Here is a 23896-nt window from a genome sequence, read left to right on the forward strand (position 1 = left end):
TTAATTCTATCAATTTCGGCAAAAAGCAGAAAGACTTTGTTATTTTAGAACCCTGAAACCCCAATTAAGTTACGTTATCTTTCCGTGGAGTGAGTTCTGTTCCGAAGCAGAAGGCAAGAACTGATAAAATAGAATTGAATTCAGGATCGGTTTTTCCACCTGAGATAAAAAAAGCAGATTGAAATAAGGATTTAGGGCATGGTAGCAACTGCAGAAGTCACCGATAGCAGCTTCCAACAGGAAGTTTTAGAAAGTGAACTTACGGTTCTGGTTGATTTTTGGGCCCCTTGGTGTGGACCTTGCCGTATGGTCGCGCCTGTGGTTGATGAAATCTCCGAACAATACGAAGGGCAAGTGAAAGTCGTCAAAGTGAATACCGACGAAAATCCTAATGTTGCAAGTCAATATGGCATTCGCAGCATTCCCACCCTAATGATCTTCAAAGATGGGCAGCGTGTGGATATGGTCGTTGGTGCTGTTCCTAAAACCACATTGGCAAATACTTTAGAAAAGTATCTATAAATCCCTTTCACCCAAATTATCGGAAAAAATCTTTCAGAATAGTTAGTTGGGTTACTCATGACTCAACACAAATAAAAGTATCTAGGGAGGCGGATCTGTATTCGGCAGTGATGTCTTCCCTATTTTCACCCAGACTGGTGTTTCGTTAGCCATTAATCCCCTAACGTCATCAGCTAAGCAGGTTTTTTTATGGATGTATCTCCGAAAAGTGAAAGCAGCCCTGATCGGGTCGCAAATGAAATTAAAGCGTTGATTGGTCATCTTCCCCATACCGAAAAAGGAAGTTGGATTAAACAGGCGGTGAAAATCTTAATCCGTCTGGCTGATGAGGATATTGCAACCACAGACTGGAAAATTATTTCCCGCACGTTACAAGATTTAGAAGCGGGATTGATGACCTTTCAGCCTTACCGCCACACCCGAAAAGTTACGGTCTTTGGTTCCGCACGCATTCCCCCAGACACGGAGGAATATAAGCTAGCCAAAGAATTCTCTAAATGTCTCGCGCAACAAGGCTTTATGGTCATGACAGGTGCGGGGGGTGGCATTATGGCTGCAGGAAACGAAGGGGCCGGGCGAGAGAACTCTTTTGGCTTAAACATCCAGCTTCCCTTTGAACAGGGTGCAAATGACTATATCCATAATGACGAAAAACTGATTGGATTTAAGTATTTTTTTACACGAAAACTGTTTTTCTTAAGAGAAAGTGACGCGATCGCGCTGTTTCCAGGAGGATATGGGACTCAAGATGAAGCCTTTGAATGTTTAACCTTGTGTCAAACTGGAAGACAACCGCCGATTCCTCTGGTTTTGATTGATAAACCAGGTGGCGACTACTGGAAAGCGTGGGATCGCTATATCCGAGAACACCTGATTCAAGATGGTTTAGTTAGTCCCGACGATAACTGCATTTATACCATCACCGATGACCTTGAGGTCGCCTGTAACGCAATTAATCATTTCTATCGCGTCTATCATTCCAGCAGTTATGTCAATGATTTGTTAGTAATGCGCCTCAATGCTGAACCCACAGATACCCAAGTGGCGTTACTGAATGAAGAATTTAGTGACATCTTAGTGCGCGGAAAATTTGAAAAAAGCCCTCCTCTCAGCGAAGAAAACGGGAATGGGACTGATGATCTCCCTCGTTTAGTCTTTCACTTTAATCAACGGGACTTAGGACGGCTGTATAAACTGATTCGGCGGATTAATCAATTTCCGATTGCAGTTCCTTCCCGAGTGGAAACTCACCCCGAACAGAAATAATTTTGGGGAAAGGGTTGACAAAGCCCAATCCCCTATGACATGATTAAAAAGTGCTTGAGTTTCACGCGGGTGTAGCTCAGCGGTAGAGCGTCACCTTGCCAAGGTGAATGCCGTGGGTTCGAATCCCATCACCCGCTTGTTAGATTGACTTCCATATAAGAATTCCAGCCTCTGCTAATCTCATATTGTATTTTTGGACTAACACTTGGACTAAATTGGGACTATTTGAGCACATTCGGAAGCCTCTAGAAAGCTGCGGCTTAAAAGCTATTTTGACGATCGCTGCGAATTGATCAGACATGAACTTTTTTTGGCTTCCTGCTGTGTCAATCAAACTGTCTAAAAGGGAGCTTTGCCTAGGTTTTTTGGAACAGTTGTAACCGCTTTCCGTTTATCTTTCTATGCAAACAAGTGATTCTGCTTGGCTTGCCACCTTCTCGGTAATAACTCTCTTCACTACCGCCAATAGCAGAAAAGCGCGATCGCGCTTGTTAGGGGCTTGGGTATTAACAGATAAATCAGAAGCCAGCGTGATCACGATTTTAAACTCAGCCCAGCAATGTAATCCTTCTTATATCCGTTCTTTCCTGAGGCTCGATCGTCAATTCTCCCCAGATGGTAAAACTGGGAAAGGCTCTTTGCGCTTGCTCTAAGGCTGGTTGAACTTCCGTTTCTGGCAGTAACATTTTCTTGAATATCCTCCTAATGGCGGTTAAAGTCGCTCTTTTCCCCATTTTGTAAAGTTTCTGAGTCTTCTGCTTTCTCCTACGCGCCCTTACTTACCTCAAGTTACAGAGATAAGCCAAATTACTCTCCCTCAAAAGTCAAGTATATGCTACCGAATTCTTCTAGACTGGGCTTTGTCCATAAAAGGGTTGTGCTTCTTGCAGAGTGGGGCGTTTTCCTTGTTGCCATTGTTGATAGGCTAATTCTAGAACACTAGAAACGGTTTCTCCGAATTGTTCTTCTTTCATTTTCCATAATTGATAGGGAAAAGATAGCTGATTTAAGGTGTCTTCCCATTCCGTTTCGGTCATGATGGTGTCAGGAAGCTCAATCGTTAAGTCTGTTGCGCTGAGGTGATAAATGCCCACAAAAAACTGTTGACGGCGGGCAGGAACTTGCACTGCAATTCGCTCTGAATCGGAAAATTGCTGGGAGTTTTGAGTTTTGTAATAATGCGCGATCGCGCTTAATGTCGAAATGGCAAATAAGGGAATCTGCAACTGTTGCGCTAAGGTCCGTGCTGTTGCAACGCCAATGCGAGTTCCTGTAAAACTGCCGGGTCCTTTGGCAACGGCAATAAACGCCAAGTCAGACCAAGTTTGGGGAGGTAAAAACTCTTGCAACAAAATATGAAGATGACTGGATAAATCCCGACCTAATTTCCAAGTGTTTATTCTTTGATCACCCTGAAAGTTACTCAATGCAAGTCCCAGTTGCGGACTAGTCGTGTGTAACGCCAGACCATATCTAGATTTTTGTTCTGTTGCTCCCATTGCCTTCAATTTTTCCCAAAAAAACAGTAGAGTGAGCATTACCCACCCTACTATGGAACTAACTTTTTTTTAATAACCTTATGCTTTCAAAAACTGAGATTAAGCCATTGCAGGTTGTTTTTCCATCTCTGCGGAATAGCTACCCATGCTTGCTGCACTGTTGCATTGCGCCCGATGGTGTAAGAGTTTTTGCGCTTCTTTAACATTGCTGGCTTGTCCTTTCCAGTGTTCGAGCGCAGGTTGCTGAATGGCACGAGCATAGGAGAAGGTGACGCGCCAAGGACATTGGGATTTGAGAGGCTCAGAGTTCATTAAGTGCAGATGTTCTGCTGCTTGTTCAGGGGTTTGTCCACCAGACAAGAAGGCAATTCCAGGCACAGAAGCAGGAACATTGTCGCGCAAGCACTTAATTGTTTTCTCAGCCACTTCCTGTGGGCTGGCTTGTTGCGGACACTGCTTACCAGAAATAACCATGCTGGGCTTGAGAATCATCTGGTCAAAGGCAACGTTTTGCGTCCGCAGTTCGGTAAAGACAGTCCGCAGCGTTTCGTCTGTCACTTCATAGCAACGGTCAATCGTATGGTCACCATCAATGAGGACTTCTGGCTCAACAATTGGCACTAACCCACCTTCTTGGCATAATGCTGCATAGCGGGCTAAGGCGTGAGCATTGGCTTCGATGCAAGCGCGAGTGGGAATACCATCACCAATGGTAATTACAGCCCGCCATTTTGCGAACCGCGCCCCCATTTGATAATACTCTGCAATGCGATCGCGCAGTCCATCTAATCCTTCTGTAACTTTCTCGCCAGGGTGACCCGCTAAATCTTTCGCTCCAGCATCCACTTTAATGCCAATAATGACATCATTGTCTCTCATCACCTGAGTGAAAGGAGTGCCATCTTCTTTTTTCTGACGGATGGTTTCATCGTAAAGAATCGCGCCACTAATATACTTTCCGAGATCAGGCGTTGTCAGAATTAACTCCCGATACTGACGGCGCATCTCTTCAGTTTGATCGATCCCTTCTTTACCAAACCGCTTATTACAAGTACCGTTACTTTCATCCATCGCAAGAACGCCTTGATTAGGAGCAACCATGGCTTGCGCGGTTTGTCGGAGTTCTGCTGCATATTGATTCATATAAACTTCTCCTTTTAACCTTAGGTTTTAACACTTACTTCTATGCCACACTTTCTCATTTAGACAAAGCATTGTCAAAGGCAAAACCGCAAAAGTTAAAAAAGTCTGAAGAAAGGTAGAGAGCTTGCTACCTATTCGTTTCCCATTCTAAGTCTTGAGTTAGAGAAGCACCTCTATCTTAAGATGTAGCTCCTGTAAACCCCTAAAATTACCTTCTATTGCTGCCCCATTAAAGCTAATTCTTCTCATTTACGACTTTTGATAGGGTTTTGCTTCTAACTCAAAGGAGAGGTAGAATGAGTATCAATTCGTCAAAATTTGAAATTTATCTTAAGATTGAGAAAACGAAAGATAAGTTTTTTGACAATTTCCCGATTAAAACTATAGAAAAACACTCATAGGAGGAAGACTATGGCGCTCGTCCCAATGCGGTTATTACTGGATCACGCAGCAGAAAACGGCTACGGTATCCCTGCATATAACGTCAACAATATGGAACAGATCCAATCCATTATGCAGGCTGCTAGCGAAACCAACAGCCCGGTTATTCTGCAAGCCTCTCGCGGTGCGCGTAAATATGCTGGGGAAAACTTCCTGCGTCACCTCATCACTGCTGCAGTAGAAACCTACCCCAATATTCCCATTGCGATGCACCAGGATCACGGTAATAGCCCCGCGACTTGCTACTCCGCAATCCGTAACGGTTTCACCAGTGTGATGATGGATGGCTCTTTAGAAGAAGATGCTAAAACCCCAGCGAGCTTTGAATACAACGCTAGCGTGACTGCAGAAGTGGTTAAAGTCGCTCACGCAGTTGGCGCAAGTGTAGAAGGAGAACTCGGTTGCTTAGGGTCTCTCGAAACAGGTAAAGGGGATAAAGAAGATGGTCATGGTGCAGAAGGCGTTTTAAGCCGTGAGCAATTATTAACTGACCCTGACGAAGCGGTAGAATTTGTTGAGCGGACTCAAGTGGATGCGCTTGCAGTTGCCATCGGTACCAGCCACGGTGCTTATAAGTTCACTCGTAAGCCCACTGGTGAAATTCTCGCTATTGACCGTATTGAAGAAATTAACCGTCGTCTTCCTAACACCCACTTAGTAATGCACGGTTCTTCCTCTGTTCCCCAAGAATGGTTAGACATGATTAACCAGTATGGCGGACAAATTCCTGAAACTTACGGTGTACCCATCGAAGAAATTCAAAAAGGAATCAAGAGCGGTGTGCGTAAAGTTAACATCGACACTGACAACCGTTTAGCAATTACGGCAGCGATTCGGGAAGCAGCAATGAAAGATCCTGCTAACTTTGACCCCCGTCACTTCCTCAAGCCTTCCATCAAGTATATGAAACAAGTTTGTGCGGAACGTTATGAAGCGTTTGGTACTGCTGGCAATGCGGATAAGATCAAGCAAGAAACCTTAGATGTTTATGCGGTTAAATATGCTAACGGTGAATTAGCAGCAAATGCGAAAAAAGCAGTGACTGCTTAATTCAACTACCTTGTATTTTAATAAATCTGGGGGTGGCTCTTGTTGCCACCCTATTTTTTGTGAAACCGTTACTTTAAATTAGCGCGAGCATCCTTAACCGCTGCCCATAATGCAGCCCCTGTCAGGGGAATACTGCCACTGAGAATAATTGAGGTGATTAAAACTCCATAGCGAGGATGACCGTAAGAGAGTTCAAATACCGAACCAACCGCAGCGATCGCTGCGACACAGGAAACCATTAAAAATAAACCGCTTTTCGGGGTAAGTAGCACGCTTTAACTCCTTTTTGATTACGATGAGATTGATTTAACCGCTTGCACAGAAAATCCTTGTTTATTCAAGGCTTCCGTTAAGACTAAATCATTGGGCACTCGATCAACAAATAAAACCCCGTGGAGATGATCGAGTTCGTGTTGAATCACTCGCGCCAGCAGTCCACTCGCCTGCATTTTTTGAGGACGACCCGATTCATCTTTATATTTAACTTCCACTGCTTCTGGGCGCACCACATCTAGGAAAACGCCAGGAATACTCAAACAACCTTCTTCTCCTGTGGCAAGTTCTTGACTATAACTTTTGATTTCGGGATTAATGAGAATCAGGGGGGGCGTTGCTGTATTATTGGGATCGCAGTCAATCACCAGCATTTGTTTATTTACGCCCACCTGTGGTGCAGCTAAACCAATTCCGTCTTCAGCATACATGGTTTGTATCATTTCTTGGGCTAAATCCCGCACGGATTGGTTAATTTTATTAATGCGCTTAGTTGACTGACGCAGCACGCGATCGCCAAGATAATGGAGAGAAAGAGGAGCATCTTGCCCTTGTTTATGTTGATTTACAATTGACGCAGTCATTGGGTTTCCTCAGTTTAAACAACAATCATGTTTTCTTTGATTGTAACAATTAAGACTCTTCGCTCTCAGAAACATCTTTTCCTTGCACCACCAGCACCGAACAAGGGGCATAATGAACCACATGGTTACTAACACTGCCTAAAAAGACTTCTGCTAATCCTCTGCGTCCTCTGCGTCCTAAAATGACTAAATCGACATCACAAGTTTTTGCCATTTCCCGAATCCAGCTACTGGGATCGCCAATGCGCCAAGAATATTCGACGGGTAAGCCTTCTGCTTGTACTTTTTGGGCGCAACTTTCTAACCAAGATTCCACTTCTTGGGTTTGGGTTTCAATATGTTCTTGTACGGAAGAAGAGAGACTGAGAACATTTTGACCATAGATGCCACTGTAAGCGTCGATGTTACGACCGTCAAACATGAGGGCATGGAATAAAATCAGTTCTGCCTGAGTGGGTTTCGCGATCGCGATCGCTTGTTTTAATATAGTTTCAGATTGAAAAGAGCGATCTAAAGCGACTAAAATTTTCTGATAAGTCATCGGAAAAGCCTCATTGTAAGATAGACAACACAAATCAGGAATAATAAGATGAGAAATTATGACCTCATGACAGAGGTAGTGGTATGAAACAACACTGGGAATGTTATTTCCTAGCGCGATCGTTGGTATGCTTAGGGAGGATTCGGAAACTCATCTTTATATGAAATTCATTAATTCATGTTACACATAGATGACACAGGATTACTCTCACCCCCTCGCCCTTTCTCTTCCCTTCGATTGCCTTTGGTAGTGTCGCTGAACCAGTAATTTGGGATTCTGTGAGGACCGAAGAATCACCGTCCTTCTAGGGCGGTGAGGATGTCAGTTAACTATTTTCCTACATCATCAATGATTTTTCTCCCCAATGGACTTTAAAGAACTCCTCGCTGAATATGCTAGAGGCACAACTGAATTTACCAGCCTTGATCTCAACGGCGCCAATCTCTGGGGAGCCGATTTGATTGGCATTCATGTCGAGCAATCCCGCTTGCAAGCAGCCATTCTGACGTTTGCTTATCTCAATCAAGCCTACTTTGTAGAATCTGATTTAACTGGTATTAAGTTAAGTGGCGCTAATCTCAATCAAGCAATATTTAAGCAATCTTCTCTCTACAATGCTGATTTACATGGGGCGAGTCTGCAAAAAGCCAGTTTGAGAGGGGTGAATCTTAGTTATGCGAATCTAGTTGATGCTAATCTCTCAGAAGCGGACTTACGAGAAGCAAACCTGACCAATGCGAACTTAACAGGCGCTTGTCTCCGTTTTGCTAATTTAAGAGAAGAAAGCCGTAAAACCGTCAAGTTACAAGGCGCAAATTTACAGCGCATTGACCTCCAAGGCGCAAACTTAAGGAATGCTGACTTAAGACAAGCGAAACTACAAGGAGCAAATCTCAAAAATGCTATCTTACGAGGGGTTGATTTACGGGGGGCTGATTTAACGGAAGCGAATTTAGAAGAAGCACTTTTAAGTAATGCTCAAGTCGATCAAGTCTGTCTTGATGGTACAAACTTAAAGAAAGCCATTTTAGAACGAGCCCACTTAGTTGGTGCGTCTTTTATTCAAGCTGATTTGCAAGAAGCTGTGCTACGAGAAGCCAAATTAATGAAAGCTAACTTTAAGCAAGCGAATCTTCATCTGGCTCGTCTGAATGGGGCTGACTTACAACGGTCTAATCTCAATGAAGCTAATTTAACACAAGCAACCCTCATCGAAGCCAGCCTTGTCCGAGCTTCGCTTCTTAATACTGATTTAAGTCAAGCCAACTTACTGCGAGCGGAATTAAGCAGTATTGACCTTAGTCAATTAAATTTAGTCGGGGCGACCATGCCAGATGGTCGGGTTCACCAAGCATCAGTCTAAAATCGGGGATTCCTCTCCCTGATAACGATTTGTGATTAACAATTTGTAATAAATTGTCGGTGCTCAATGTTAATTCCAGAAAATACACTGATACGATAATGTGTTATAGTTGAGATCTACATCAAAGTAAACTGGCAGTTTCTCTCAAAACTAAATGATTGGGGTACTCTTAAAAGAAGATCTGCTACCCCTGATCGATCTCAATCAATACCCAGTAGAATCCATTGATCAAACTGACATTGATTTATCACCGAAGCCTGTCCCTTAGTTAAAGTTTGGAGGAAATCACAATGGTATCGGTTTCTCAACCCCTGTCACAAGATGTTGAACAACAGTATGATGCTATGATGATGAAAAAGCTGTTGTTTGCCACTTGTAGGAACTATTGGGAAAACGACCGCAAAAAACTCTTATCGACTCGCACGGGAGAGCTAATTGCAGAATTACGTCATTCCCAACCGACCCTCGACGAAGTGAAAAATCGTTTGAACCGAGTTGTGGATGGCTTAAACAAACGCGAAAAATACTATCCAGTGGCTCAAAAGTTATTGGGAAAAATCAGTAAAATTTATGGAGAAGCAATCGATGAATCATCGCTTACTTCCTTCACCTCCTTTCCTTCCGAGTCACCTAAAATCCCCATGAATCCTTCTTTAATTGAACCTAGGCTGGCGGAAATTGTTCAAAGTTTTCAAAAAGATAAGAATGCTCAGCGTATTCATAAGATGCTTTTTGCTTTAACCAAACATCGCTGGGAAAACAAGCCAGAAACCCTATCTAACTATCCGCTTCCAGATCTGATTCAAGAAATTTATCAAAACTATCCGAATCTGGAGCGGGTCGGTATTAATTTACTCAAAATTGTTAAAGGTTTAAATAAACAAGGGACGTATTCTAAAGTTGCCGAAACGATTCTCTCTGAGTTAGCGAACTTGTATGGGGGCGAGGTTGAATTGCAAAAACTCAAATCGATTGTCAATGTTTCTAAACAAACTGTAACTTCTGCGACAGCAACAGTAACGAAAAAGAGTCTCTCATCCAAGGTTGAGACTGAAACCAGAAAGCATAACTTTGACTACAATCCCTTCCAAGTTAGACAGCGGATTATGAAATATACAAACCCGCTGCGCGTGAAAATGCTGTTGTACTATACTCTCAATTCTGATCCACTGAGCACTCAGCAAGAAGCGGATGGGTTGTTACTCAAAACCTACGAGCTTGATCAAATGCTGATGCAGGTGGTTCGCGATTTTAAAACCATTCAGGAGCTTCAAGATCATCTGGAAACAACTGCTCTCGCCGTTTCTTCTATTAAAAGTAAAATGTTTAAGGTGGATGAAAATATGCAAGTCGCCAAAGCGATTGTCATGGCTCTGAAACCTCTTTATGAAAATAATTAAAATTAACTGCCAACATGGATGCGCGTGAGATTTTAAATAGTTATACCAAAGGTAAAAAAGATTTTAGTAATGAAACCTTAGTCAGTGCTGATTTATCTGGGGCTGACCTGATTGGTATTGATCTATCTCGATCCAATTTAGAAGGTAGTAATTTGGCTTTTGCCTTTCTCAACGAAGCCAACTTAAATCGTTGCAATTTAGTCAGAGCCAAACTCAATGGCATTAATTTAAGCCAAGCCAGTCTTCGCTTTGCAAATCTTCATGATAGTGACTTTCATGGTGCAATTCTCCATCGTGCGAATTTAGTGGATACGAATCTGACCTTAGCGTCTCTCCTAGATAGCAATTTAATGGAAGCGAATTTAGCGGGAGCTGATTTATCAGGAGCGGATTTAAGTGGTGTCTGTTTACTGGGAGCTGTTTTTACTGGCTCGGAGCAGCGAGGGAGTCGTAAAAGCACCACCAAACTGAAGCGAACAAATTTACGTCGAGCCGATTTAGAAAGTTTAAATCTTGATGAACTTGACTTTACTCAAGCCAATTTAACAGAAGCCAATTTGGTACGGGCTACCCTCACGAAAGCCAATTTACAAGGCGCAGATCTAAGTGAAGCGAATTTATTTAATGCAGATTTGAGTAAAGCCAACTTAAAAGGGGCAAATTTAAGAGGAGCGAATTTAATTCGAGCGAATTTGGAGCGAGCCGATTTATCAGGAGCGGATTTAAGGGGGGCTTATTTGAATGAAGCGAAAATGTTTGAGGCAAGTTTAGATAATGTCAACTTATCACAAGCGAATTTGCATCGGACAAGAATGATTCGGGCTAGTTTTAAGCACGCTAACTTTAGCAATGCCAATTTAACAGAAGCCAACATGAGACAAGCGGACTTAGCTAGAGCTAATTTGACCAATGCTAACCTAAATAATGCTGATTTAACGGGGGCTGATCTCAACAGCACCAATTGGACGAATGTCAACTTAGAAGGAGTCATTCTCCCCGATGGAATGACCCCCTAGATTCAGATCAGTTGTAGTAGCTTATTTCAGTCCTTTGACCAGACCGAAACCGCTATTGTCGGTTAGATGCAGGAACTTTTGCCTTAAATCTACTGGAGATAATTTCTCTCACCAGTTAAATGGTCGTACCAGCCAAGTAATTGGATATCATACCTAATCAGCATCCTAGCATATTACTGGTCTCGCGTTGCCACGTCTCGATCAATCAGTTTTTCAGAAAGTGCAAGGTTTTCTGGCTTTTTCGTTCAATTCCCTTGCACTTTGTCCAAGAATTAAGAACCTTAAAAGCTAATTGAGTAAGAGTTTCAGTTGGATTCAGCAAGCCCTAATTCAAGTTAGCGACCGATTGACGCTCTCCCGTTAAATCGGAGATTTTAACGGGAGATTCTTGGTTCTAACCTGTAAACTAGGTTCACAGGACGAGTTCGCTTGCTCCAATTGTTCGGAAACAACTGAAGTAGAGGCGAGTCTCTCCCCAAGCGTTGAGTCTGGCTCGAAGCCAGCCGTTCCTGTGCGCCCCACAGTACGGAGTCCTTCTCTCAGTATGTTAATGGCTGCGTTTTCATCTCTATCTAGAATCGTCCTACACTGACAAGCATGGGTTCTGGTAGATAGAGACTTCTTCACAATTCGACCACAGTTAGAGCATTCTTGACTTGTATATTGAGGAGGAACAGCAACAGCTACCTTCCCGAACTGATTTGCAAAATACTCTAACCAGACTCGAAACTGATACCAACCAACATCTGAGATTGACTTAGCTAAACAGTGGTTCTTAACCAGATTAGACACTTTTAAGTTTTCATAGGCAATCAGGTCGTTAGACCTTACTACGCAACGTGCGAGTCTCTGTTAAACTCAGCAGGGAAGTCGCCCTCCCTACTGGTCTTCAGAACGAAGCATGAAAGTTTCCCTTCACTTCGCTCCTCTCTAAGACAACCTATTGTCATTAGGCACATCCTTCATAACTACCATCATTACGAGATTTTACATCATGGCAATGTCGATGGAGAAGTTGTTTATTTCTTAGGGTATTTTTACCCTTTTTACTACGAGGCGTTATATGGTCAACCTCCCACAAATCTCCATCTTGGAAGTGTAGTCCGCAAATTGCACACTTTCCTTTTTGGGTTTTAAGAAGTTTTGCAACTTCAACCTTTACGTCAGGGTATGAACCCATTCTGGAACTCCAATAACGCCAGTCCCCATTGAACGGTGAAGCATCTCCTTTCACTTTCACATAATTTTGGTGAGGTGTCCAGCTATGCTTTATTAGGTAGAGTCCATCTGTTGATGAGAAGACCCATTTATCTTTCCTACTTTTGACAGCTTGTCTCCAGTATTTATTAGTAACCCATTCCCAGTTCTTATTAGGATGACGGCGTTTTGCCCATCGACGAAGTTTAGACCACATCTTGTTATCTAAGTCTTTGAAGGTTTCAAAACTACAGCAGGCTGAGTAATAATTAGACCATCCCTTGATGATAGAATTTAATTCTTGGATTAAATTTATCTGATTCGATGCTTGATGACGGTCGATGGTATCAGCCAGTTTTTGATAATGTAGCTTCACCTTTTCGTCCGAGGGCTTGATTATTGTCATCAAATTCGATTTTTTCTTGCCATGCTGATGTTTTCCTACCTCATACTGTCGAATTGTGAACCCCAAGAAGTCGAAACCCACTTTATCATCTTCTACAGTTTTGGCGGTATGGCAAATGCGTGTCTTCGATGGTTTCAATTCACAACCAATTTTAGAGAGGAAATCCTCAATTATTACTTTACATTCCTCCACAATTTCCCGATTCCAGTGCATTAACACGAAATCATCTGCATATCTTACAAAGTCAAGGGTTCTTAATTTGTCCCGTTTACCTTTTATTCCAACCCTTTCTGGGGGTTGATTGACAATGTATTCCCTGACTATGGTTTCTAACCCATGAAGGGCTATATTTGCTAATAACGGAGAAATGACCCCGCCTTGTGGAGTACCCTCTTTTGTGGGAAATAATGACCCACCATCAACGATTCCTGCTTTTAGCCACGCTCTAATCTGTCGAGCGAAGGTCGGAGATGTATTCAATTTTTGTAGTAAGTAATCATGGTTGATACGGTCGAAACATTTGGATATATCTGCATCTAGGACGTATTTGTCCTTAGTTCTTAATCCATTCCATATTGCTTCTATGGCATCGTGACAAGCTCGTCCTTTTCTGAATCCATAAGAGTTAGGTTCAAACTTTGCTTCCCATTCTGGTTCTAATGCCAGTTTTAGTACAGCTTGCTTAGCCCGTTCATAAAGAGTCGGTATTCCTAACCCGCGTTTAGAGCCATCGGATTTTGGTATCCATACTCTTCGAGCAGGCTTTGATTTATTTGCAAATTGAAGTGAACCAGCCAAGGTCAACCTTTCGGGAGGAGTTAACGATTTAACCCCGTCCACACCAGCCGTTCTTTTTCCTTGGTTGTCCTGCGGTACGGTTCTCACTGCGAACAGCTTTGCGTAAAAGGACTTTGACAACAATCTTTGGAGTTTACGAACCTTTTTGACATCACCACGTTGGGACGCTTGATAGATGCGCTTTTGGAGCTTAAAAACTTTGACTTCAACTTTCTTCCAATTGATATTCCGCCACAACCACGTCGGGTCGTCCATTCGGAAGGTCAAGAAGGAAAGCCAAAACCATCGTCTATATTTAGTAACTAGCCCAGAGGACTGTCTCATAACTTATTAACTCTACTTAGTACCCCTATCTTTTGTCTTACAGTGAGTTCGTCAGCATATCCCTCCTTTTTATTAGAGGGCGTTCGCTTCTAACTCAATCCCACCCTTCGGTATCCTGACAGATGACCCAGATTTTGCGCCTTTGGTTTGGCTACTCAGTCTATCGACCTTGACTGAGAGATATCCGAGGGGTTAACTCGTTCCCTATTTCCTTTGATTGTGACCTTAGACCCTTACTATCCACCGACGGTATTTTGATGCGCGATTTAAGAATACGAATGCTTAAATCCAACCGTCTTCACCTTTTGTGTCCTGAGTGTCAACTCCTTTCTCAGGGTAAGGATTACGATGGTTCAAGCGTAAGTTCGTCTCCTAGCCATAGTCACGTTCTAGCAGGAGGTCGTCAAGCGAGTTCAGACTTATCCCACATTTAACTACCCTGCTTTATCTTCACGTAACCAACGTTTTGATAAGGGTAGCGATGTCATCCCGCACACTGGGATGATTGGACTTGGCAAATGAGCCTCACCAATAAGGAGATAGAGTTCAGACGGACTCCAAGGGGAGTTTTCGTCTGGGATGGCTCGAAAAGAGGTTTGAGACCCCTGCGACTTCACCACCCAACGAGTCGCACTCGTATGTTCTTTACGCTGCCTACTTATTCTTAAATGTGCTTTTCCTAACTTCTGTCTAGCTTTTTTGCGATTAGATGAACCTTTCTGTTTCTTAGAAAGGCGACGTTGAAGGTGTTTTAACTTCTGTTCACCTTCCCTAAAGAAACGAGGATTGGGTTCTTTATGTCCATTAGAGTCGGTGTAAAATGACTCTAAACCAACATCTAAGCCAATAGTTTTCTTAGTGGGTTCTAATTGTTCTTTAACTTCTTTATTGATTAAGAATTGGCAGTAATATCCATCAGCACGACGAACTAAACGGACTCGTTTAATTTCATCAGGGTGATAGAAATGGAGGTCTATAGTCCCAACTAACTTAACTCGACCAATTCCTTTTTTGTCGGTGAAAGTAATATGCTTTCGGGTGTTTAAGTCCAGTTTCCAACCGCAGGTTTTATATTCAACGCTTCGGTTGTTTTTCTGAAACTGGGGATACCCTTTTTTACCTTTGATTCCCTTTTTACAGTTATCGTAAAACCGACTAATTGCAGACCAAGCCCGTTCAGCAGCCGATTGTCGAGCCATCGAGTTTAATTCTTTCGCCCAAGAAAACTCTTCTGCTAATTGTTTGCAGAGTTTGTTCAAAGCATATTTGTTAACGCCTTGATTATCCATCCAGTAACGAAGGCATTTATTTCGGATGAACTGAGTCGTCCGAATTGCTTCATCAATGGCTTGGTATTGAGTTTTTTTGGCTTTGACCTTAAACTCTAAAACAAACATTTTATGCTGAACTTGCTGGTTAAATTTATTCTAACACAAAGATTTAAGAGTGTCCTGTCGGACTTCTGTTTGAGGCGTGACGATTCATCCCCCATTAACACTGACGGTATAATGGGGGTCTTCTCGTCACATTCAGATAAATCCCCCCTTTCCTTTGCAAAGGGGGGAGAGGTGGGATTGATACAAGACAAACTGTCTTTAATGACAGATCAGGAATTTCAGATTAGATGAAGCTCAATTCATCGCTAGTGTCGAAATCGGTTTCTCCTTCCATAATCAGGCTAGAGGGAAACGGTTCATTGATTTGGCTCGCACTCAACTCACTGATTCCAGCGTCTGTTTCTTGTAATGTTAATGCTGTAATTGCGCCATCGATTTCTTCTCCATCTTCAAAACTTTCTCCGCCAAAGGTGATTTCACCGCCAGCAACAGCCACCTCGGTACTGCCATCATCAAAATTGACAGCACTGGTTGTGTTGGGAGAAGCTAGAATCTCGGCAGTCAGATTATCATTGCCATCAAGGATTTCCAGAGTCGAACCATCCCGTCGGTAGGTAAAATCGCTGCTAGTCCCAGTCAGATTGATGGTTGCACCTGCGTCTAAATTGTTAGCACCAGCCCCTTCTTCAATATTGAAGGTGCGAGAGCGATCTTGCGTTCCTGCAAAGTCCATGAAGAATCCAGAACTCACGGGAACGACTTGCGGTGCATTCTCTTGAAGAATCGTTATCGTATTAGAAATAATGGGAGCATTGATAGTAATGGTGACTGTGGCTGTATCACTGTTGCCATTACCATCGCTGACAGTGTAGGTAAAGCTATCACTCTCGGTGTCTCCACCATCGAGATCCTCAAACTGACCATTGGGATCATAGTCAAAAGACCCGTTCTCATTCAGGGTGAGGAGGGCTCCCGACTCTAAAGCGATTTCGTTCCCGACTTCATTGCTGTCACCATTAACGGCGGTGATCGTCAGTGTGTCTCCATCGGGATCACTATCGTTGGCTAAAACCCCATTCTCGGCGTTAACACTCAGGACTGTTTCTTGATTTGTGGTCAAACTATCAGCACTGGCAACGGGGGGTTGGTTTTCGGGTTCTTCATTAGCAATATTGATCCCGTATAAGGTGGTTGAACCACTGATTTCGTTTCCGACAGCGAGTAAGGGTTGACCATTGGGGCTTTCTTCAGCAGAAATAAAGTCAAAGCCTTCGGGTCCTAAATCCCCTGCTGCGGGATTGAGACTTTCATCCTCAAGTTGTACCGAAATCGGATCGCCATTGTCATCAACAAAGTTGCGATTATTGATGTACTGAACGAACTCAGGGGAAGTGGGGTCAGACAGGTTGTAAACCATGATGCCACCGATGCGTTCTAAACCAATGAAAGCATAAGGGGTTCCCTCAATAACGCCTGTCGCGATCGCTTCTGGTTCGGGTCCTTTGGCATCACTGCGAGCATCAAACTCGTTTTCGTCGTTGTCGTTATTGAAAGCAATTTCAGGTAAGATCCCTTGCTGAATTTGATCGGCAATAATCTTCTCGAAATCATCGCCGCTATCAAAGATCAAGTTACCCGATTCATCAAAGACAGAGAAGGAACGACCGCCGTAGTTATAGAGTTGTTCAATTAAGCCATCATCATCGGTATCGCCAGTAGCACTGGTAAAGTCGAGTTCGCCCAGACGATCTTCGGCTAAGAGATCTTCTACAGTTTCTCCTGGGAAGACTTCATCACCAAGGACATCTGGATTACCATCATCATCGAGATCGAGTAACTCATTTTCTAATAAGTCATCGAGACCGACTTCTTCACTGAAAGTGTCGTAATCCCGAGCATCCCCTTCATTGGCAGTTACAATGTAGCTTTCACCATCAACTTCAAAGCTGGCAATGGAGTCAGGCTGATACATTCCAAGGGAAGGAATGGTCTGGAAGTTAATGCCATCTTCATCGCTAGCATCCAGTTCATTTTCAGGGAGGCTATGGTCTTTAAACCCAAGCGGTAAGATATCGGTAACTTCACCGCTATTGAGATCCACGACGGCAAAAGCATTATTTTCTTGCAGAGAGACATAAGCAGTGGTGCTATCCGCATTCACTGTAATGTATTCTGGTTCTAAGTCTTGAGCAACAGTGGCATCGGGTCCAAAGATTCGCACACCAGCATCTTCGAGAGCTTCTTGCTGATTGTTAAATGCTCCAAAACCAGCTTCGGTAACATTATTATCGGTAACATTTTCAACACCGCTAGAAATCTCAATGATGCTAATTGAACCTTCTGGATCAACGGTATAGTCATCATTGGGTTCCCCTTCATTGGCGACTAAAACTTTCGAGCCATCTGGGGTAAAGGTGACCATGTCAGGGAGGAAGCCCACTTGTACAATACTGAGGAAGTTACCATCGACATCATAGAATAGAACTGCACCACGTTCTTGAATGCTGTCGTCCGCTACGTTGGTATTTTCAACAGCAACCGCCACAATGCCATTATTAACAGCAACACTGTTAAATGCACTATTTGTGTCTCCTATCGTAATAGAATTTTCTAGTGCAGTTGGGTTACTCGGATCGCTAACGTCGAGGATATCAATCGTTGATGCGTTAGAGTTGACAACAAATAAGCGTTCGCTCCCTGCATCATAAGCAACAATTTCTGCTGCTCCTTCGTCAAAAACGCCAGTTTCAAAACGTCCCAGTTCCACCAGAGAAATCTCTCCGCTGCCTTTTGGTGGGAAGGTAAATCCAGCAACTAAGGGGTCGTGGTCGCTGGCGGAATCGGCAAATTCGCTGTTGGTATGAACGATATCTTCGCTTGCCCCGTTTTTGAGGTTGTCGCTGACCAGAATGTGGTCTAGGCTTTGGGAGTTGCCTTGGAAGATAAAGCTGTAGCGTTCGTTTTCTGCAAAGTTGTCGGTGAGGTTGTTGAGGCTAGAACCTAGAATTTCATCAACAGGGGAAACGAATTCAAATTCGTTGAGATCTCCCAACGCCACAACGTTGGCATTAGGGTTTTCGTTTAAAATCTCATCTACATAGTCTTTGACGGCATTAGCTTGTCTGGTTCGTTCGTCGAGAGAACCATTGACTTCTACTTCTTCCTGCCGTTCCTCGAAGGGTTGTTCGACACCGAAAATGGGACTGCTACCGCCTTTGGAGGAGAAGTGATTATTCACTAGGGTAATCTGCTCTCCGTTAAATTCAAAGGTAGCAGACAGGGGAATGCGACCGCCAAAGAAGGGATTATCTTCGTTTTGTGCTTGGTCTTGGGGGTCGGTGAGGGGTTCTACCGAATCTTCCACCAAATCCACTCGTTCTGGATTGTACAGGAAGGCGTTGCGAATGTTACCCCCTGGTTGACCGCCAGTGGGACGAACGATTTCGCCGTCTTCGTTCTCAAAGGCAGGTACAAGACCAGGAGTGTCGATAAATTCGTAGTTGGGACCGCCAGCGTCGGCAATGGCATCGGCGAGGGTTTGCAGGGTTTGGTCGGCAGCACTCACCTCGGTGATTTCAGCCCCGTCGTTGTCTTGGATTTCCTGCAAGGCGATGATGTCTGGGGTGTTAAGGTTGTTGGTAATTTGCTGCGCGATCGCGTCAAACTGACCCTCTCCCACATCGTCATCTACTTCATCGGAATCTTGGTCGTCAACCAACGCCACATCTTCCACCTTCGGGTCTAAATTCAGTACGTTATAGGTAGCAATGGTGAACTGTTCCCCACCCGCTTCGATTTCGGTAGTTTCTGGTTCGAGATCCGAGTCGGTGGCGTTGAATTCCTGAGTGGGATGAATTTGAAAGTTACCAAAGTCGTAGCTGATGACACCAGTGACATCCCCCAGTTGCGAACCGACATTGACTTGAGGAAACTCAAAGTTCGCCAGTAGAGCCTCATTAAAATCAATTTGGACTTTTTCGGGGTTAAAATCGTCAGGACTAATGTTTAAGGTGCCGCGATCGCTGATTCCAGTCGCATTTTCCCCACCATCAACGACTGTGAAAATCTCACCAAAACGATTGGTTGGACCGACAGCAACTGCATCTGCTGCTGTTACCCGCATTCCTTCCAAGGATTCAAAGAAATCAATGCCATCGGAATCGGGTTGGAATTGGCTAAAGTCATCGTCTTCGATGTTTTCGGTGGGAGGGGTACGACCAGCTTCGCCAATGACCGTCGCATCGGGAAGGTCGTTACCTGTGGAAAGTTCTGTAATGTTGGAAACGTTGAAAATTTGGGTAGTGGAAAGATTTCCCGTATCTGCACCGCCAGGGAAAAATTCGCTGATCTCTCCTTCCACTTCCACTTCATCGCCAACGCTGACATCAGGCGGTGACGAAAAACCAGTAAACACAAAAATGCCGTCAGAAGTAGCTACATTGTTGTCGCCGTTGGGGTCTTGCAAGTAAAAACCAATGGAATCAACTGCAGTAACAATTCCCGAAGTCATAACGGATTCACCGTTAAAGGGGGATAGGTGACTTGCGCCTTGGATTTCGTAAATGGGGACTTGCTCTCCTGAGGAGATAGTAATTCCCAAATCATCGTTGTTGCGGGGTTCAATTTTGAAATTGCTGAAAGAAAAGTTTAGCGGTCCTTGCAAAAATTCTAAATTCTCGCCCCCCTCGGGGTCGAAGGTGATATCTCCCAAATCATCGACCCGAACCGACCCAGAACCGTCATCGATGGCAAACTCGCCAAAGTCATCATCAGGACCATCGGGGTTAGCGTCGGTGACTGCTACGTCTTCGGTACGAACGAAGACCGATTCCCATTGTTCCTGACCTACATTTCCCGTCGGCAAAACTTCTGCTTCTGGTAGGTCGTTACCGCTACTGAGAACGTTAACTGTTCCGTTGGCAATTTGGGTTAAGCCAAAGAATTCCTCTACTTCTCCTTCAACTTCAATTTCATCGCCAACTTCTAGATCGGCATTGGGTTGAAATAAAAACAGACCGTTCCAAGGTCCAGGACCGTCTTGAATAAACACGCGATCGCCGCCATCATAAACTCCCGTGACGATACCTTGGGTTGTGACTGTATTCCCCACCTCTGGGAAACTGCCATCGGAATTGGTGGTATTCTGAATCTCAAAAATGGTAGCCATATATGCTTGTCCTCAATCTATGAGTGAGTTCTATGTGGTTTTTGATCGGAAAAAATGCAAATTTTGGTTATTTGTTTCCAGCCAATTAGATCAATAGACTGCAAACGACCAAAAAAAAGCGGGGTAACGTTCCCCCCCACCTCCAGAAAATGGCAAACTCGTAATTTTAGTACGAGCAAGCTAGATGGTGAATGAATATGCTGATCGGCAGCTGGATTGTTATGGATCTGAAGTAGCTGACCAATGACATCGTTAGCCATTGGCTAGCTCAATTTTCTAAGAAGTGGAGGGAGCCTTGAGTAAGCGTTGGAAAAACGAAGACCCCTGGAGAACGGTAGTAGAACCAATCTTACGGAGCAAAATGCCAGAAATTTATAGAATTCGGCAGTTTGTTCTGATTTTTAGTTCCCCTATACAAAGTATCCTGTAAAAATTCAGTTTTTTTTAGAAAAGGTTAAAGTTTGGCTAAGAGGTCGCTATCTTATGAGCCGACTTTTTTCAATTTCATCTTAAAATGCGGATTGAACCCCTAGGGTCAATTGCCAATCCGTTTCTAGTTGCGGTCCTTCTAGGGATTGATAAAGGGGCAACTCAAATTCTGCTGCTAAACGACCGCCTGGCAAAAAGCTCTCAGGGAGATACAAGTTTGCTCCTAATCCTAAATCTAAGCGAGTTCCTCCCCTTAAATCTGGGTCAGCGGTGGGAATGAGGTTGGGATTGAGGGCAGAGTCTGCGCCGTCATAATCGTCCCAGGTTTCACCATCTAATCTGACAGAAACGCTCACTTTTTCGTTGATACGACGGGCGAGCCATCCTGTCAGTTGATAGCGATTTCCGACTGTATAGTCGCGATCATTTTCTCCTAAGCGTAACACTGTGTTTGCTTGTGCTCCCCATGACCAATTATCCGTTTGACCTAAATAAGTAATTCCAGGACGTAAATCCACAGTTCCTGAACCAATTTGCATCGGATAAGGAAGAATGACATCATCTCCAGCTGGGGTATCATCCCGCTCTTCAATCGAACCAGTGGGAAGGCTAAATCCGAGGTTAAGGTGGACACTCTGACGATTTTTATTGAAAAGTTGATAGAGTCCCGAGAATTTAAGATCCCCGATTCCGCTAGAGTTAGTAGTAAACTCAGTTCCCATACGAGTGACATGATCCATTTCTTTGACCACAAAAGGAACCATTGCCATTAATGTCAAGTTATCCGTCGGTGCGTACATTGCACCAATCATGTGCATTTGCATGGTCATTTCCTCTGGTGCAACCATGAAGTCTTCTAGAACATCATCGGTACTGAGGTCATCGGTTTCATCCCGATTACCATCCATGGACATAAACATATAACGATAAGAAAGCATCCATTCTCCTTTACCATGAACATGATCTCCCATCACCCCAAGGGGGGCGTGTCCATCTGGTCGCCCCGATGTCCACTGGTCGGGTGCAGCGTTTTCATCACTATGAGCCAGAATGAGATGAGTTGGTTGCAAGGGAAAAGGATCTGTTTCATTTTCGTTCATGCTTTGATTCGGTTCACTCAGAGGGAGGGAAATGAATTGAATCGAAGAAGCAGAAGGATTGAGTTGTATCGGAATTGCTTGTTGAATGCTTTCTAAGCGATTGTTATTCTCAGAAAGTGAGGTAACTGTGATGGCGCGATCAAGTGCAGTTCCTCTAATTGTAGTGAGGGGCTGTGTTTGCGAAAATGCAGGGAAAGGAAGCAATAAAGTGACGCTAGCACTGAGTAAAGACCAGTTCAACTTAATCATCTGATTTTGACTTGAATTAAAATGGCAATTGAATCCAGTGCAGAATAGAAAAATTTTCAATTACAGTCAAAAGACAACCTGTCAAACTTGATTGATGGTGTGAAAAGCTCAAGGCAATTCCTGTAAAGAAAGATTAAGATAAAGACGAAGCGAGTATTGAATTGCAACTAAAAATGCGAACAATTCTAAAATTTAGTTTAATGATTAGCGCGATCGCGCTCTTTTTTATGTCCTCACCAGTTTTAGCAGCAACCCCACGAGCGGTGCGTTCTTTTGATGAAGCAGTCCAAGCTGAAACACAAGACTTTTCTGGGCAAACCCTAATCGAAGCAGAATTTTATGATGAAAACTTAGAAGCTGCTGATTTCCACGATGCCAACTTAGAGGGTGCAGTATTCAACGGCGCAACCCTCCATAATGCCAACTGGCGAGGAGTTAACTTTAGCAATGGGATTGCTTATCTCACCGATTTTACTGGCGTTGATTTGACCAATGCCGTCCTCACGGAGGCGATGATGTTACGGTCAAAATTTGAGGGCGCGATCGTTGAAGGGGCAGATTTTACCAATGCGGTTGTTGATAGGTTACAAGTGAAAAAATTATGTGAGCGTGCCTCAGGCGTGAATCCAACCACAGGAGTTTCTACCCGCGAGTCGCTCGGTTGTCGTTAACATGAGTCGTTAGGGAAAGAGGGAACTAGGCGGAGGTTCCCTCTTGATTAATTGTTAATTGTTAAGTCTGTATTCTGCTGCTGGTCATATTGCTTGAGAATCAACCGTTGAATGGCAAAAATGGCGGGGTTCACTTCGACACATTGACGCTGAGGATTGTTGAGATAAGTTTGTTGTTCACTTTCTACCATTTCAATGTCTTGGGCTAAAAAGCGATGGAGAACAAATCGGGGTAAAGCCCAGACTAAAAGGGGACGGAGTAAGTTTAAAAGCCATTGTGGTAGTCCCAAGTTAAAGAAGAAATAGGCAAAAGAACGGCTTTCGGTTTTACTCACGGGTAAGCGCATCAGATAGAGGGAGGAAATCCCTTCTAAGGTGGTGGCGTAGTGTGGATAACGGTATTCGATGGTGATGGGAAGGGTGGTGACTTCATCAGCGCGATCGGTCAGTCCTAAAAATTTCGCCAGAATGCCTTTATAAGAAACATTATATTGAGCGCAAACTTTGTCCTCTGTTTCCTTAAGAGTGATCAGTTCGGGATTGAACCATCCTTGTAAGTCTTGATGAAGATAGCCGTGGAAGACATCCATTGTGTTTTCATTACACATGGAAAAATGAGCATTAAAACGAGCGGTAACAGGAACTCTTAACCATTTTGGATTCTCAAACTCAGGAAGATTTAAGATGGGCTTTTCTTCCGCTAATTCCGCCTCACCTGGAAAGACCCAAATCAGACCATATTTTTCTTGTGTGGGGTAGCTACGAGCGCAAGCGCGGGGGAGTTTTTGTTCTTCGGAAAAATAGGGAATATGAACGCATTTCCCCTCACTATTAAATTCCCAGCCATGATAAGGACAAACTAAATGATTTCCGTTGACTGTCCCTTTATGAAACGCAACGCCTTTGTGAGGACAAGCATCGGCGAGGGCGTGAACGTCTCCCGCTTCATCGCGGAAAATGGCAATATTTTGATACCAAACCGTTACTTGCTGAACAGTCTCCCGCTTTAAATCATGAGCCCATGCAACAGGATACCAGTGGTTGGGGTTAATTCCCACTTCTCGAATGCGATTGTGAACGGTTTGGCTTTGGAGAGTTGTCTGTAGTTCCATTTTTGTCC

General features: G+C 43.7%; 18 protein-coding genes, 1 tRNA gene and 1 pseudogene. 9 read left to right on the plus strand and 11 right to left on the minus strand.

Annotation, left to right across the window (positions count from 1 at the left end):
* The first annotated feature begins 198 nt into the window (after positions 1–198).
* From trxA to PCC7418_RS20640, 4 genes are all read left to right on the plus strand, one after another.
* Positions 199–522, plus strand: coding sequence for a thioredoxin (gene trxA / locus PCC7418_RS14025; protein WP_015226846.1), 324 nt, complete (start codon positions 199–201; stop codon positions 520–522).
* Positions 523–711: 189 nt separating this feature from the next.
* A complete protein-coding gene (locus tag PCC7418_RS14030) occupies positions 712–1788 on the plus strand; it encodes an LOG family protein (protein ID WP_015226847.1) in 1077 nt (358 codons plus the stop codon).
* Between the two features lie 65 nt (positions 1789–1853).
* Positions 1854–1925, plus strand: a tRNA-Gly gene (locus tag PCC7418_RS14035).
* 264 nt (positions 1926–2189) lie between these two features.
* Positions 2190–2441, plus strand: a complete 252-nt coding sequence (locus PCC7418_RS20640) for a hypothetical protein (RefSeq protein WP_171814919.1) — start codon at positions 2190–2192, stop codon at positions 2439–2441.
* A gap of 195 nt (positions 2442–2636) precedes the next feature.
* On the opposite strand, the gene tsaB is transcribed toward PCC7418_RS20640, so the two are convergent.
* A complete protein-coding gene (gene tsaB, locus PCC7418_RS14045; protein WP_015226849.1) occupies positions 2637–3326 on the minus strand; it encodes a tRNA (adenosine(37)-N6)-threonylcarbamoyltransferase complex dimerization subunit type 1 TsaB in 690 nt (229 codons plus the stop codon).
* Positions 3327–3386: 60 nt separating this feature from the next.
* Complete coding sequence (locus PCC7418_RS14050) at positions 3387–4430, minus strand: class I fructose-bisphosphate aldolase (protein WP_015226850.1); 1044 nt, start codon at positions 4428–4430, stop codon at positions 3387–3389.
* A 411-nt stretch (positions 4431–4841) separates the two neighbouring features.
* Here PCC7418_RS14050 and fba point away from each other — a divergent pair, with 411 nt between their 5' ends.
* On the plus strand, positions 4842–5921 hold the full coding sequence (gene fba / locus PCC7418_RS14055) for a class II fructose-bisphosphate aldolase (RefSeq protein ID WP_015226851.1): 1080 nt from the start codon (positions 4842–4844) through the stop codon (positions 5919–5921).
* Between the two features lie 68 nt (positions 5922–5989).
* On the opposite strand, the gene PCC7418_RS14060 is transcribed toward fba, so the two are convergent.
* Genes PCC7418_RS14060 through PCC7418_RS14070 form a run of 3 tightly spaced genes read right to left on the minus strand, consistent with a single transcriptional unit; the run spans position 5990 to position 7319 of the window.
* The gene (locus tag PCC7418_RS14060) at positions 5990–6193 is read right to left on the minus strand and encodes a hypothetical protein (RefSeq protein WP_015226852.1); all 204 of its coding nucleotides are present in this window, start codon (positions 6191–6193) and stop codon (positions 5990–5992) included.
* An 18-nt stretch (positions 6194–6211) separates the two neighbouring features.
* The gene (gene def, locus PCC7418_RS14065) at positions 6212–6778 is read right to left on the minus strand and encodes a peptide deformylase (RefSeq protein ID WP_015226853.1); all 567 of its coding nucleotides are present in this window, start codon (positions 6776–6778) and stop codon (positions 6212–6214) included.
* A gap of 49 nt (positions 6779–6827) precedes the next feature.
* Positions 6828–7319: a universal stress protein gene (locus PCC7418_RS14070; RefSeq protein ID WP_015226854.1), complete on the minus strand. Its 492-nt coding sequence runs from the start codon at positions 7317–7319 to the stop codon at positions 6828–6830.
* A 364-nt stretch (positions 7320–7683) separates the two neighbouring features.
* Between PCC7418_RS14070 and PCC7418_RS14075 the strand changes: the two genes are divergently transcribed.
* From PCC7418_RS14075 to PCC7418_RS14085, 3 genes are all read left to right on the plus strand, one after another.
* Positions 7684–8682, plus strand: coding sequence for a pentapeptide repeat-containing protein (locus tag PCC7418_RS14075; RefSeq protein WP_015226855.1), 999 nt, complete (start codon positions 7684–7686; stop codon positions 8680–8682).
* 290 nt (positions 8683–8972) lie between these two features.
* A complete protein-coding gene (locus PCC7418_RS14080; RefSeq protein ID WP_015226857.1) occupies positions 8973–10082 on the plus strand; it encodes a hypothetical protein in 1110 nt (369 codons plus the stop codon).
* 14 nt (positions 10083–10096) lie between these two features.
* Positions 10097–11098, plus strand: coding sequence for a pentapeptide repeat-containing protein (locus PCC7418_RS14085; RefSeq protein ID WP_015226858.1), 1002 nt, complete (start codon positions 10097–10099; stop codon positions 11096–11098).
* A gap of 360 nt (positions 11099–11458) precedes the next feature.
* Here the strand turns inward: PCC7418_RS14085 and PCC7418_RS14090 are convergent.
* From PCC7418_RS14090 to PCC7418_RS14120, 5 genes and pseudogenes are all read right to left on the minus strand, one after another.
* Positions 11459–11947 (minus strand): annotated as a pseudogene (locus PCC7418_RS14090) (RNA-guided endonuclease InsQ/TnpB family protein); the annotation flags it as partial.
* 100 nt (positions 11948–12047) lie between these two features.
* Positions 12048–13823: a group II intron reverse transcriptase/maturase gene (ltrA, locus tag PCC7418_RS14095; RefSeq protein ID WP_015226859.1), complete on the minus strand. Its 1776-nt coding sequence runs from the start codon at positions 13821–13823 to the stop codon at positions 12048–12050.
* Between the two features lie 434 nt (positions 13824–14257).
* Positions 14258–15220, minus strand: coding sequence for an RNA-guided endonuclease TnpB family protein (locus tag PCC7418_RS14100; protein ID WP_015226860.1), 963 nt, complete (start codon positions 15218–15220; stop codon positions 14258–14260).
* Between the two features lie 223 nt (positions 15221–15443).
* Entirely contained in the window at positions 15444–20327 is a 4884-nt protein-coding gene (locus PCC7418_RS19490; protein ID WP_015226861.1) for a choice-of-anchor I family protein, read from the minus strand.
* Positions 20328–20836: 509 nt separating this feature from the next.
* Complete coding sequence (locus PCC7418_RS14120) at positions 20837–22105, minus strand: transporter (protein ID WP_015226862.1); 1269 nt, start codon at positions 22103–22105, stop codon at positions 20837–20839.
* Positions 22106–22278: 173 nt separating this feature from the next.
* Here PCC7418_RS14120 and PCC7418_RS14125 point away from each other — a divergent pair, with 173 nt between their 5' ends.
* On the plus strand, positions 22279–22776 hold the full coding sequence (locus tag PCC7418_RS14125; RefSeq protein WP_015226863.1) for a pentapeptide repeat-containing protein: 498 nt from the start codon (positions 22279–22281) through the stop codon (positions 22774–22776).
* Positions 22777–22823: 47 nt separating this feature from the next.
* Here the strand turns inward: PCC7418_RS14125 and PCC7418_RS14130 are convergent, their stop codons facing one another.
* Positions 22824–23888, minus strand: coding sequence for an aromatic ring-hydroxylating dioxygenase subunit alpha (locus PCC7418_RS14130; protein ID WP_015226864.1), 1065 nt, complete (start codon positions 23886–23888; stop codon positions 22824–22826).
* Positions 23889–23896 lie beyond the last annotated feature (8 nt).

The sequence above is a fragment of the Halothece sp. PCC 7418 genome, assembly GCF_000317635.1.
Lineage (GTDB): Bacteria > Cyanobacteriota > Cyanobacteriia > Cyanobacteriales > Rubidibacteraceae > Halothece.